At 29.3% G+C, this 13,491-nt stretch carries 15 protein-coding genes and 1 riboswitch; of the genes, 2 read left to right on the top strand and 13 right to left on the bottom strand.

All coding sequences use genetic code 11. The features are described from left to right. Positions 1-114 precede the first annotated feature (114 nt). The 4 genes from thiT to BV55_RS0106110 all read right to left on the bottom strand — a co-directional run bounded on the left by thiT (position 115) and on the right by BV55_RS0106110 (position 2,989). Entirely contained in the window at positions 115-768 is a 654-nt protein-coding gene (gene thiT / locus BV55_RS0106125; RefSeq protein ID WP_029451933.1) for an energy-coupled thiamine transporter ThiT, read from the bottom strand. A gap of 58 nt (positions 769-826) precedes the next feature. Next, positions 827-927, bottom strand: a riboswitch (TPP riboswitch). A 684-nt stretch (positions 928-1,611) separates the two neighbouring features. After that, positions 1,612-1,770, bottom strand: coding sequence for a hypothetical protein (locus BV55_RS15670; protein WP_198023198.1), 159 nt, complete (start codon positions 1,768-1,770; stop codon positions 1,612-1,614). A gap of 85 nt (positions 1,771-1,855) precedes the next feature. Then, positions 1,856-2,275: a DUF3785 family protein gene (locus BV55_RS0106115; RefSeq protein ID WP_029451931.1), complete on the bottom strand. Its 420-nt coding sequence runs from the start codon at positions 2,273-2,275 to the stop codon at positions 1,856-1,858. 21 nt (positions 2,276-2,296) lie between these two features. Then, positions 2,297-2,989, bottom strand: a complete 693-nt coding sequence (locus BV55_RS0106110) for a CTP--phosphocholine cytidylyltransferase (RefSeq protein WP_029451929.1) — start codon at positions 2,987-2,989, stop codon at positions 2,297-2,299. 272 nt (positions 2,990-3,261) lie between these two features. On the opposite strand from BV55_RS0106110, the gene BV55_RS0106105 reads away from it, so the two are divergent. Beyond that, on the top strand, positions 3,262-4,269 hold the full coding sequence (locus BV55_RS0106105; protein ID WP_242850854.1) for a TRM11 family methyltransferase: 1,008 nt from the start codon (positions 3,262-3,264) through the stop codon (positions 4,267-4,269). 376 nt (positions 4,270-4,645) lie between these two features. Here the strand turns inward: BV55_RS0106105 and BV55_RS0106100 are convergent, their stop codons facing one another. The 8 genes from BV55_RS0106100 to BV55_RS0106065 form a co-directional block, all read right to left on the bottom strand. Continuing rightward, positions 4,646-5,458, bottom strand: a complete 813-nt coding sequence (locus BV55_RS0106100) for a hypothetical protein (protein WP_029451927.1) — start codon at positions 5,456-5,458, stop codon at positions 4,646-4,648. Positions 5,459-5,689: 231 nt separating this feature from the next. Beyond that, complete coding sequence (locus tag BV55_RS0106095; protein ID WP_029451926.1) at positions 5,690-6,439, bottom strand: hypothetical protein; 750 nt, start codon at positions 6,437-6,439, stop codon at positions 5,690-5,692. Between the two features lie 11 nt (positions 6,440-6,450). Continuing rightward, a complete protein-coding gene (locus tag BV55_RS0106090; RefSeq protein ID WP_029451925.1) occupies positions 6,451-7,326 on the bottom strand; it encodes an ATP-binding cassette domain-containing protein in 876 nt (291 codons plus the stop codon). Then, positions 7,327-7,698 carry a GntR family transcriptional regulator gene (locus tag BV55_RS0106085; protein ID WP_029451924.1) on the bottom strand — a complete coding sequence of 124 codons (372 nt, stop codon included), beginning with the start codon at positions 7,696-7,698 and terminating at the stop codon, positions 7,327-7,329. It lies immediately after the preceding gene. 185 nt (positions 7,699-7,883) lie between these two features. Next, a complete protein-coding gene (locus BV55_RS0106080; protein ID WP_029451923.1) occupies positions 7,884-8,372 on the bottom strand; it encodes a dihydrofolate reductase in 489 nt (162 codons plus the stop codon). Continuing rightward, on the bottom strand, positions 8,373-9,167 hold the full coding sequence (locus tag BV55_RS0106075; RefSeq protein WP_029451922.1) for a thymidylate synthase: 795 nt from the start codon (positions 9,165-9,167) through the stop codon (positions 8,373-8,375). Positions 9,168-9,679: 512 nt separating this feature from the next. After that, the gene (locus BV55_RS0106070) at positions 9,680-10,963 is read right to left on the bottom strand and encodes an ArnT family glycosyltransferase (RefSeq protein ID WP_242850888.1); all 1,284 of its coding nucleotides are present in this window, start codon (positions 10,961-10,963) and stop codon (positions 9,680-9,682) included. 120 nt (positions 10,964-11,083) lie between these two features. After that, positions 11,084-11,428, bottom strand: coding sequence for an EamA family transporter (locus tag BV55_RS0106065; RefSeq protein ID WP_029451920.1), 345 nt, complete (start codon positions 11,426-11,428; stop codon positions 11,084-11,086). 334 nt (positions 11,429-11,762) lie between these two features. Between BV55_RS0106065 and BV55_RS0106060 the strand changes: the two genes are divergently transcribed. After that, the gene (locus BV55_RS0106060) at positions 11,763-12,335 is read left to right on the top strand and encodes a cob(I)yrinic acid a,c-diamide adenosyltransferase (protein ID WP_029451919.1); all 573 of its coding nucleotides are present in this window, start codon (positions 11,763-11,765) and stop codon (positions 12,333-12,335) included. Positions 12,336-12,477: 142 nt separating this feature from the next. Here the strand turns inward: BV55_RS0106060 and BV55_RS0106055 are convergent, their stop codons facing one another. Then, on the bottom strand, positions 12,478-13,476 hold the full coding sequence (locus tag BV55_RS0106055) for a M42 family metallopeptidase (RefSeq protein WP_029451918.1): 999 nt from the start codon (positions 13,474-13,476) through the stop codon (positions 12,478-12,480). Between the last annotated feature and the right edge of the window lie 15 nt (positions 13,477-13,491).

Below are 13,491 nucleotides of genomic sequence, written 5' to 3'. Positions count from 1 at the left end.
ATATCTTTTATATCTTTTATATCTTTTATATCTTTTATATAATAATAGTAATACTGAAAGACTAATATAATATCATGAATCCATAGGTTAGAGGTCCATAGACTTGTAACCTTTTTAATAAGCACCCTTTGAGATTTCAGTTCTTAGTCTCTTAGTTGGAAGAACAGCTAAAATTATCATAGCTATTATAGCTTCTGGTAATAAATAAGTTCCATTGTATAATATAGAATAAACTAAAGCATTTTGTTCTCCTGCATAGGAAGCGAAGAATATTACACCAGATGCAATGTGGCATAAAAATCTTAATGCTATAGCAACCAGTGCTCCAATAGATATATTATTCTTAAAATATCCTGCTACACCTAATACACCAAAGGCTAGTACATAATCAAGTAAAAGTTGCATTGGATGTACTACATAAGCACCTAGAAGCAAATCCATAACTCCAAATAACATTCCTGTAAGATAACCTACTCTAGGGCCATAAACATAGGCTATAAATATAATAGGTATCATGCTTCCAAGTGTAACTGATCCTCCCATTGGCATTTGCATTATTCTAAACATCTTAAGTACAATAGCAAGCGCTATGGCAATTCCTACATGAATTATAGTCCTTGTGGTAAGCTTTACCTTACTTATATATACAAAGACTATAGCTATTGCTAAAACTACTAGTAAAGTTAAGTATATCATAGGATTTGAGAAGACTTCCTTTAAAGACTCTCCAGCCTTTGGAGCTTTGAATTTAAAATTAAACCAATCCATTTATTAATCCCCCTTTAAATTTTTCAAAAAAAATAGACGCTGTAGAAAAACAGTGTCTTAATAACATTATCCGCTTTCCTACGCTGGAATTACCCAGTTCAGGTACAAGGGTCAGGAAAAAATTCCAATCTCAGCTTTAAAGCACCCCTAGCCTATATATTCTTTTGATTTCATTATACTATGTTTATCTTACTTATATCAATAGCTTATTTGAAGTTTAGGATAATTCTCACTTTAATTAATTATTTGTTCCACAAAAAAATAGAAGTTAGATATTATAATTCATAATGAATTAAAATCTAACTTCTATTTCTAATAAATGTTTCTTTCAATAGTACTCTCCTTAAACTGTATTTCCCTTGGTGTATCTAAGTTAGCCTAGTTTAAAAACTATTATAACTTACAAATATGCTAGGGTAAGCTAAATGTATACTTATCTATCTCTTAAATAATTGGTAAAATGGTCTTCACCTACTGCTAAAGGCAGCAACTCTCCAATTTTAAGAAAACTCGTTCTAATTTTTACGTATAAAAGATTAACTTTTAACTGAAAATTTTAGTTTAGTAGTTTAGTCTTAACTCTCTTGTGTACTCTCCCCACGCTTTCAATATTATTACTTCTAATTTGGGGGTACTACTTTCGTTGTTTAAAGATTTTGCTATATAATAAGAAATATTTCTTATGTTTATATTTTTATAATACTACTTTAAAATCCTATTGTCAATACTAATTATCCATTAATAATGTTAATACTTAATGGATAATTAGGAAATTTAACAATTACCTGCTATTATTTATGAAATATCCTGGCAATCTTTATTTATGAAATGCCCTGGTAGTTTTTATTTGTCAAATAAACCGCCTGTTTTCTTTGTACTTCTATTTGCTTTTCTGTATTCTCCTGTAGTCTTTTCAGCTCTTTGAGTTACGCCCTTTTTTAAGCCTTTTAATCTTTTTTCTTCAATAAGCCTTTTCATCATTTCAATATCTTTTTCTGACATATATAGTCCTCCGATTTAATTAAATATTTTTACTTCATTCTATATTATAGTTTATAATTAGCTTTATAGCTACAATATATATGTCCTATATGTCACATTGATTAATTTCTATAGAATAAGTTCCGCAACTCTCACAGACCATTATTATTACAATAAAGCTATTGTCTATCTTTCCAAGAGCTTTAAGTTCTGTAAAGGAAGTGTCTTCAAATTCTTTAGATATGTTGCTCATTACATATTCATTTTCTTTTGTGAATATAGTAAAGTGATATTCTAAAAAGTTAAAGTACCTTTTCTTTTCTTCTTTTCCAGCTAAACATATTTCGCAAGGAACACTATAATATTCTAGGTCAAAGTCCACCTCTTGGCTCTCATTTAAAAGAGTTAGAATATCTTCTATGTCTATTCCTGTAACTTCATTTTCTTCATCGTTTAATAGGTAATCAAATTTATCAAGAGATAATTCGTAGGTCTTACCATTAAAGTTAAATGTATAATTATTCATTTGAATCCTCCTATATTTCTTTTATTTTTTTAAGGTTTTTATAATTGTTTCGGCTTTATTAAGATCTTTTATGCTATCTATTTCAAACCAGGAATGAAGACTAGTTTTTTGTACCTTTACCTGTAGCTTAGATATTATCTTTGCTATAACATCATCCCAATAAACATTATCAAAATTTCCGGCTTTAATAACTGTTTCAAGCTCATCTTTTATGATCTTTCCGTCTCTTTTACTCCAGTAAGATATGCCTGACATAATATATCCAGATCCAGGTCCTACCTCAATACCACTAACATTACCCTCATCATCAAATTTAGGTATCCACTCTTTTTCAAAATTCTCTTTCATTCCTATAAAATAAGTGGAGGTATCTATTTTTGGTTCAAAGAAGTTCTCTACCATATATACATCCGCTTCTGTAATATAACAATCTTTAATATAGTCTCTTACTAAATACATAGTGTAAACATTGTTATAAACATCATATTTATCATTATATATTAGTTTTACGCCATACTTTTCTTCTAGGTATTGAAACTTTTCTTTCATATATCCTACAACTATAATTATATCGTTAATTCCTTTTTCCTTAAGAAACCTAACTTGTCTTTCTGCCATAGGTTCCTCGCAGACCTTAACTAAGGATTTTGGTATATTATCTGTAAGTGGCTTAAGTCTAGTTCCCATACCTGCTGCTAAAATAATAGCTCTCATTATTTTATCTCCTTTATATCAAGTGATTCTTAAAGAAATCATTTGTTTATTAGTAACCTTATTCTATCATAAAATAGATGGTTAATCATTCTAATTTTAAAAATGTACTTAATTGACTTTAAAGCCTTCATGGAATAAAGTTATACTATACATTTTAAAATTATAATTAATATGCTTTTGATATATTATAATTTAAATTAGTATTTTATTTTGATATCTATTGAAAATAATTATAATTATTTTCTCTTAAATTTTAAATGAGGTGTAACTTTATGACAATGTCCTATATGGCTAATATAAAAGATAAAACGTATTTTCCCAAATTTAAAGGCTTAAAATTATATAATAAAGATTCATTAAAACTTTATTTTTATACAATTAATTTTAGTAAGGATGAAGAAGCTTTATGTAAACTAGAAATGAAGTCCCTATTCAAAAGGTCTCTTAAAAACAAGTGTTTTTTTTCTAATCACTATGTGAATCCTTCTAGAAGCCCCTTCATAAAACAGTGCCTCTTCGTAAGTTTTATTGGTGATAGCTTGGATTCCATAATAAATCAGGTGGTGTCCGACAAATTACATTATGAAAATTTTAAGGTTTCGTATATTCTAGGTCAAGATAATCAGGTTGGATTTCATGAAAAACGTAAAATAGAAAACCTTGTAGGCTTAAATATTCTTGGTGAAGCTGAAATGAATAATCCTGATGTTCTACTAGGTATAAGCAATGTAGGAAATAGGTGGATCTTTGGTATAAATGAACCTAATGATAACAATTGGCAGCTTCATAACAAAAAGCCTTATTCCTATTCTAATGCCTTAAATGTAAGAGTTTCTAGGGCTATTGTGAATATAGCTGTTGGGAATAATTTAAAAACTAAGGTTGTGGATCCTTGTTGTGGTATTGGTACAGTCATTGTTGAAGCTTTGTCTTTAGGTATTTATATAAAGGGTTTTGAGATAAATCCAAGCATTGCTTATAAGGCAAAAAAGATACTTGAATACTTTGATTATGAAGATGTGATCACTAATGCTAATATGACTACCATTGAAGATAAATTTGATGTAGCTATTATAGACCTTCCTTATGGATTATTTTCACCAACTACCCTTGAAGAACAGCTAACTATTATAAATAGCAGTAGAAGAATTGCAGATAAGATAGTTATATTAACCTTTGAAGATATGGACAAACATCTTTTATCCTCAGGCTTTAAAATCATTGAAAAATGCGATATTTCTAAGGGTCAATTTAAAAGATACTTAACTATATGCGTCTAAATTTTAGAAACTTATATTAATATCACTTTAATTACTATTCTTCTAGTAAATAATAATCAATATTTTTCTAATTAATATTGATTATTATGAAATAATGATATATAATATGTTTAACAGTAATAAATGTATTAGTGTATCAAGTGATTCTAAGACTCAGGTGGAGTTTGCTTATAAAGAATACATCTCTCCATCTGAGTCTTAGAAGAACTTATGCAGGGGCGTAGCAGCCGTCATCCCCCACCTTGAAGAGGATAGGGGTGTTACGGATGGTAGCCATCGGATAAAACCATTACCCTTTATATCCCCCTATAGACGAAAGACGCTGAAGTATATACTCCAGTGTCTTTCTTTTATTTAAGATTCATTTTGTAATTACTTATCTTTCAATTACATTAACATTTCCATCTTTGTCTTTAAGGTAATTTAGTGAATACCCTATAAAATCATCCATAGGTTCTTGACCATTTACCATTGTAGGCCTATACTCTAGCATTATAAGTCCTAGACCTTCTCTATAAGTTCTTCTTTCTACGTAAGTGTTATCTTTATATCCTTTTATGTCCTTTACTGTACTTTCAACAACAAATTCATCTTTATCACCTTTTTTATCTAAAGATTTTATTTCTGTTACAGCTTTATATTCCTTATCTTCAATCTTAAATCCTTGTTCCCACTTATTTCCTACCTTCACTTCGCCTTTAACCACAACAAAATTTTCAATAATAGAATTTAAGATGGTCTTTTTATTTTTCACATAGTCTCTATTGTCTATTTTTTCTACAATCTTATCTTTATCTACAGTGTAGCTTACTGTGAATTCCCTTGGGCCCTTGCCCTCAGGTTCTCCCATTCCATCTCTCATAGCGCCTTCATAAACTACAACCTTTTCTTTAGCGTCCTTTACATCTTCCTTATCGTATTTCGCCATAAAACCATATTCAGCCATACCTATATAAATTAGTTCGTCTTCACCTTTATAAAAGTATTTGTCGAATCTATTTAATACTTTAGCATCTACCTTTTCTTCTACAGGTTTTTCCTCAGGGTTTTTGACTTCTTCTGGCTTTTTAGCTTCTTCCACAGTCTTATTTGTTTCTGTCTTAACATTCTCCTCACCCTTTGGCGCGCAACCTGCTAAAACTACCAATGACATAATTAGTGGTATAATTAAAAATTTAAGTTTCTTCATGTAAATCACTCCTTTATATATATACTGACATGAGCTTATCCATTATTTGCAACTTCTAATTTACTTACCTTTATTATAACATAAGTTCATTGTAACAATAAATCTATATTTTAACCCATAAAATGTAAGTACCTCAGAGGTCCTCCCATTAATTGGGATCACCTCTGAGGTGCTTACATTAACTGGTTAACTTATTAACTTATTAAATTGTTCTTATATATGGTATCTCATTTACTTTACACTTAATCGCCTAACAAAGGTCCAGGATATGGCATAAAGTATCACCATAATTAAAGCAACTTTTAGCAAGTATAAAGAAGATTTATTAAAATAAAATATGAGTTTAATAAACTTTATAATAGGTATTTGTAGTAAAGGTATATTACCTACAACTACAAATAGTGCTGCAAATCCTATCCAAAACTTATAGCCGAATTTATAAATAACTGCCCCTAATAAATTACACATAGCTGCAAATAAAAGTATAAATAAAAATAAGACTATAATTATATAGAAAATATTATCTTCCTTAGTGTCAAAATATATTAAATTTGTTAATGCATCTCTTCCAATAGCATTTACCAAAAATCTGTCTGTTTTTAGAAGTATAGCTTCTACTGTTGCCATAGCTAGAGAAAGCACAACATGATAACTTATAACTCCCTTATAAAAGTCTTTTCTTGTAGAGCTAAATCCTATAGCTGTAGGAAAGCTCTCGTAATACATAACAATGGAAACTACCAATATAAATATAGCAATAGATATTATATTGCTAGCTGAAATATTTAAGCTATTAGATTGAATTACGCCAAACTCAACTCCACTATCAAACCATCTAACTCCAAAATTAGTATTAGTTTTATTAGTATAATTTAATACATAAAATAATATATTGCTTAATAAGATTACAAACCAAAATATAATAAAGGCAAACTTAACATCCAAGTATTGAAATCTAAACTGTCTCTTAAACCCTTCCATGACATCTCCTCCTAACCATTTAATTTTTCCGTAATATAAATAAATAACTTTTGCAAAGGTATAGGACTTATTTCTACATTTTTATCTTTTAATTCTTTAAGTTCCTCTTTTTTAAATACGCCTATAATCCCTATTATTGCTGTTGCTCCAAATTCGTCTTTATAAACTAATTCCTTATCCTTTATTAAAGGTAATATTATCTCTTCTCTTCCTCTTAAAAAATGTGCTTTCTCTAAAAGTGTTGTTACCTCTTCTTTAAGAATAACCTCACCTTTGTTCATTATTATCACCTCTTCAAATAAATTACTCACTTCATCTATTAAATGAGTTGATAGGATTATTGTTCTCTTATTTTCTTCATAGTCCTTTAATAAAATATTATAAAATTTCTCCCTAACAGCAGCATCAAGTCCAAGTGAAGGTTCATCAAAAATAGTTATCTTAGCTCTTGAGGAAAGACCTATTATTAATTGAGCTATAGATTTATTTCCCCTAGAGAGGTTTTTATACTTTTTCTTCACATCTAGATTAAATTCTTTCACTAAAAATTCTTTGTAATTTTCATCCCATCCCTTATATAAAATACCTGCAATTTCAAATATCTTTTTTACCCTCATTTCTTCCATAGGTAGTTCCTTTTCTTTAACCAAGCAGATATTTTCTAATGCCTTTGTGTTTTCAAATACCTCTTCATTAAATATATTAATACTTCCACTATCTCTAATAATTTGAGAGGCTATAAGATTTGCAAGGGTACTCTTTCCAGCTCCGTTTCTTCCAAGAAGTCCATATATCTTATCCTCTTCTAAAGCTAGGTTTACACTTTTAACAGCTTCTACCTTACCATAAGACTTTGATAAATTTTCACATCTAATTGCAACAGCCATTTAACCTTCACCTCCATTATAGTTTTGAATAACTTTTATAATTTCACTATCTTTCACTTCTAGCATTTTTGCTTCTCTTATAAGTTCTGGAATAGTCTCCTTAAAAAATGCCTCCTGCCTTTTCTTTAGAATTTTATCTCTTGCTCCTTTTGAAACAAACATACCTATCCCCCTTTTTTTATAAAGTATTTCCTCTTCCACTAATATATTTAATCCCTTTCCAGCTGTAGCTGGATTTATCTTATATATCTTAGCAAATTCATTAGTTGAAGGTGATCTATCATCCTCCTTTAGATTTCCTGTTAATATTTCATTTTCTATAGTATCTGATATTTGTATATAAATAGATTTATCAGAATTTAAATCTAGCATTAAATTCACCTCCTAGTATCAAGGTATTCCAAAGTTGTTAACTGGTCCATTACCCATGTAACTAACTATACAACTAAATTCTATCTTTGTAAAGGGCTTTCTCCACAAAATGTAAGCACCCCAGAGGTACTCCCATGAATTGGGAGCACCTCTGGGGTGCTTACATTAACTGGTTAATTCTTTTGTTAAATTCTTTTGTAATCTATATATTCATAATCATAAGGATTTTGTTCATCTCTTATTCCCTTTTCTTTGTAGGTTATTTCCCACTCATCTTCTTTTAGGTCTGGGAAGAATGTATCTGCATCTAAAGCAGCGTTGACCTTTGTTATATACACCTTATCTGTGTAGGGTAGAAGTAATTTGTATATCTGTCCTCCCCCTACCACAAAGTATTCTTCTTTGGATTCTATATAGGGCTTTAAATCCTCAGTAGAGTGTATTACTGTAACCCTATCATCTTCTACTTTAAAATCTTTATCTCTAGTAAGTACTATGTGATGTCTATTTGGTAAAACCCTTGGAAGCGACTGAAAGTTCTTTCTACCTAAAATCATAGTATGACCTGTTGTTATATCCTTAAATCTTTTTAAATCTCTTGGGATCTTAACTAAAAGGTCGTTGTCTTTTCCTATGGCATTATTATTAGCTACAGCTACTACGGCAGTTAACATTTAAACTGACACCTCCATTTTTATAGATGGATGATACTTATAATCTATAAGCTTTATGTCCTCTATTGTGAAATCGTAAAAACTCTTTATTTCTGGATTTATCCAAAGCTTTGGAGCATCATATGCATCATCTTCTCTTAAAATTTGTGTTTTTACACCCTCTACTTGGTTTTCATAGATATGTGCATTGTTTATAACGTGAGTAAATAGGCCTACCTTATATCCTGTTATTTGAGCAATAAGATGGGTAAGTACTGCATACTGCGTCATATTAAATGGCAATCCTAGTGGTACATCACAAGACCTTTGTACAAGCATACAATTAAGTCTACCATCTGTTACATCCCACATTGTCATAAAGGCACAAGGATACAAGGATCCTCCATCTAAATAAGGAATTTGCCAAAGACTTAATATGTGACGCCTTCCTTGAGGATCACTTTTTAAACCTTCAATTAGTTTATCTATTTGATTGTACTCTTTAACTATCCATCCATAAGATGTTCCTATAGTTCCATCTTCCTTTACCCATTCATCCCATATATGCACATTTTGTTCATGGAGCTTTTTTACTTCATTAGATTGATCTTTATATATCCATAAAAGTTCTTTTACAGCGGTTTTAAATGCTACAAACTTAGTGGTTAATATAGGAAACTCCTTTTGAAGATTAAACTGCATAATTTTATGAGGTAACTTATATGTAGGTACCCCAGTTCTGTTTCCAGTTTCATAATATCCGTTATCTAATATATCTCTCACTAAAGTTAAATATTGCTTATCTGCAGTACTAATGAAAACCAACTCCTTTTTATAATTTATAGCTTATAATTTATAGCTTATAATATATATAATTTTAGCATAAAGAATTAGTTTTTTGGACTTTTCAATATAAAAAATATATAAAGTTCTAAGTTTTATTATAAAAAGACTTCATTCCTCAAATATTTTAATTAATATATCACATTAATTAAAATATGTGGACTACTTAACATAGGTTATCCACAGAAATGTATGTTTTGTTAGTTGTTTGTGGATAACCTATTGCTTATAGTGTAGAAAGAGAGTAAAACCTAGCATTTTATGCGTTTTTTATAGCTGACATTTTTTTCATCCACATGACAAAAGGGCATTCTTCATAAACTTATCCACAAAAACCATGAGTTATGCACAAAATGTTGTGGACAACTTGTTGATTAGGTGTTAATTACAGTGGATTATTTCGTAAATCTCATATAAATCTAATTTAAACTTATTAATTGAGGTTAAAACTTAGAAGCTTTATTTCATGTTACTTACTTTACCTATTACTTTTCTCCTACAATTAAATAAGAGGCATAAATCATAAATACAAACATGCTGGGGTACCCATACCTTGAAAATGCTATATAAGGTAAGTGAGTAATATAGAAAAATAAAAGTACAAAGGATAATATCTTCCCATTTAAAAATTTTATTTCAGAAGAAGGTCTGTACATAGATAGTGAATAAGTATCATAGGAGTATTTATTACTATTTCTATGACCTTTTATATTTCTTAAATATTTTATCATTCCAACCATTCCAAGTATCAATAATAAAACATGATATACGGCTACAAATTCTATCTTTATTCCCCAAATCTCCTTCCAATAAAAAGGAGCTATCCAAAGCAATACACTTTTTTCTACAAGGTACCACTTAGCATAAGCAAAGGGTCTTTTTATCATAAAGTTTTCTACTCTATACTTATGATTTTCTTTATAAAAAGCATCTTGTTCTATAGGATCCTCTGAATATTTAACTGGGTAATAGTCTATATCTTCGTTATAATGTATATAGCCTCCTTGAGACATAGGATTACCTGCAGATATAGTAAGTGGGACAAATTTCCCAAAACTTTTATAATTTCTAACCCACCAAGGACTCATTATAGCTGCAAAAACTAAGGTGGTGACAACTCCAAATTTAATCATCTCAGTGAATTTATATTTTTTAGTTATCCACATAAAAAGTATAATCATTGGAAAAGCTGCAGTAGTTGGCCTATATAAGGTAGCTATACCCCATACAACTCCACCCCATATGTAATATTTAAACTCCTTTTTTTCAACAGCATAAATTGATATATATACTAGTAACACAAGAAAAAATTTGAATAATGTTTCTGTTAAAACTATATTGGTAGACCAAATCTCAGGTATATAAATCATATCCATTATGGCTGCTAAAAAACCTACCTTGCTATTAAATAGCTTTCTTCCTATAAAGTATACTATAAATACAGATAAGGTCTGAAAAAAACCTTGAAATATTCTAAAAGCTACAACGCCATTTGACTTTCCAAATATCTTCATAAAAAATGCTAAGGTGTAAGAAATGCCTGGCATTATAAATATTGTTTTAACACCTGGCGTGTGGTAAGAAAGTACACCTGTATCTAGTATATTCCACGCGCTTCTTATATATTTCACATCATCATCATCCATCTTTTCATAACTCCCTAAAAGATTATAATCTCCATATTTTAATGAAGTTATTACACAAAAGACAAAAAACAATATTGTTAATATATATAAGGTGTATTTTATGTTTTTATTTTCTTCTTTCATACTAAACAAACGTATTACCTCCTTTAAATCAACAATTAAATCATTATAAAAATATGATGAAACTTGCCTTTATCTAAAAAGGTATATATTTAAGCCTTCACCTAAACTCAAGAATCTTATCTATTTTGCTACAAAAAATGCTCCTAAAAGTATTAACATTATTCCAAACCATCTTGTAGGTGGAATATATTCTTTAAATACTATTATTCCTATAAACGCAGCCAAAACGTAACACAAACTTTGAAGAGGATAAACTAAGGATAAATCCGATTTAGAAAGTATATAAAGCCATATAAATGTAGCTACTGCATATACTACAAGTCCTGCAAATATATAAGGTTGAAATAAAACCTTAAATATTCCCCTTAAGCTAAGTTCTATACTTACACTTTTCATTCCTATCTTCCATAAAGTTTGTCCTAGTACCAAAAGTACTATATTTACCATAAGTAAACCATATATCATCTTTTTGTCTCTCCTTAATAATTAAATTTTTTTACTCTTTAAATACCCATTATATCAAACTTTTATTATTTAGAAGTTATAATATTAACATTTTATTGTTTTATAAACCTTTAATACATATTATAGTCATAAACTAGGAAAACTAAGCTTTAAATTGTTATAATTCTTTAGCAAAAAAGTTGGTTCAATAATAGCATTATATGATATAATGGTACCTAATAAGGGTTATCAATTAGCCTCGTATACTATAATCCCTATGCTTTTAAATTGATTAATAACAATTACTTTTATATTATAATGAAAATTAATAAACATATAACAAGGAGTGAACATTATGGGTATATATACTAAGACTGGTGACAAAGGTACTACAGGCAACTTGTTAGGTCAAAGAGTTGCTAAAGACAGTACATTTATAGAGCTTCAAGGAAACATAGATGAATTAAATGCACATGTAGGCTATTTAAATTGCCTATTATACGACTGCAATAAAGTTTCACGTGTTAAAAAGCAAAGACTTACAGATGACTTAATAGAAATCGAAAATGCTCTTTTTAATATGGGTGTAGAAATATCTATGGACTTTACTAAAAATAAATTACTTCCTACTCATTCTACTTTTTTAGAAAATGAAATTGATTGGATGACAAATCAAATGCCTCCACAAACTAAATTTATTTTATATAGTGGGACTAAAGAAGGTACTTATGCTCAAGTTACAAGAGCTGTAGTAAGAAGAGCTGAAAGATTTTTTGTAAGATACCTAAAGGAAGTAAATGTAACGGAGTATCCTGATAGCTATCAATATATAAATAGACTTTCAGACTTTTTCTTTACATTTTCAAGATATATAAACTTCCTTCAAGATAAGCCGGAAACTACAATGAAAGAATGGAAATTAGACTAATTAAAATATGGGCTATATTAGAATAGGTAGTATTTTATAAGGAAATTCAATCTACCTAACCTACTAATCACTAGATATAAAGGTGGCTTAAAGATTATTACTTTAAGCCACCTTTTTTATTTTACTTTATACTTGACTCTTTCTAAATTAGCTCTGAAACTAATTTAATACTATTATTTAAATCTTTAACATTTATCATCTCTTCATTAGTATGAATATATCTGCAAGGTACTGAAAGCACACCTGTTTTAACTCCACTTCCTTCTTTATGAATGGTTCCTCCATCCGTTCCCTCTTCACCTACTAAGTACTGAGTTTTAATATCAGATTTTGTGGCAGCTTTTTCAAGCATATCTTTAATTTCATGGTGAACTATTAATGTTCTATCAATAACTTTTATAATAGGACCCTTTCCAAGTGATATATTACCCTTACCATTTGGGTAATCAAAGGCTCCCTCTACATCAATAACTATAGCACCATCTGGATTAATATTATATGCTGCAGCCCTAGCCCCTCTTGCACCTAATTTGTTTTGTGTACTAAATACAAAGTAATATTCTTTATCTAAAGTTTTAATATATTCCTTATTTTCTTTAGCCTTTTCACATATATCTTTTAAAACCTTAAGTAATATATATACGCCAACTCTATTGTCCATATAAGGAGCTACTATATTATCCCCTATTTCAAGTACAGCTCCGTTAAATTTAGCTACATTTCCTTCTTTTACTAAGTTTAAAGCTTCTTCTCTACCCTTTACTCCAAGGTCAATAAATAAATCTTCGATATCACTGCCCTTTTTACCACTACAAATCCTTCCTATTGTTCCATTTTCAAATGTAACGAAATTGTTTACCATATTAGAGGCCTCAAAGTTTCCAAGAGCTCCTACTCTTATAAATCCATTATCATCAATATAATTTGCTATTATGCCTATAGTATCCATATGAGCACATAACATAAACTTTTCCTTATTTTCTAAGCTTTCTTCTGTAATTTTAACTATTAAATTTCCCATATTATCTTCTTTTATATTAAATCCCATAGTCTCTACTTCTTTTTCTATAACTCTTTTTACCTCATCTTCATGTCCACTTACTCCAAAAGCCTTTATTAATTTATCTAGTAAAATATCCATTTCATTATTCCCCCT

Source organism: Clostridium algidicarnis (genome assembly GCF_000703125.1).
GTDB lineage: Bacteria > Bacillota > Clostridia > Clostridiales > Clostridiaceae > Clostridium_L > Clostridium_L algidicarnis.
This window is presented reverse-complemented; position numbering and strand designations above follow the sequence as displayed.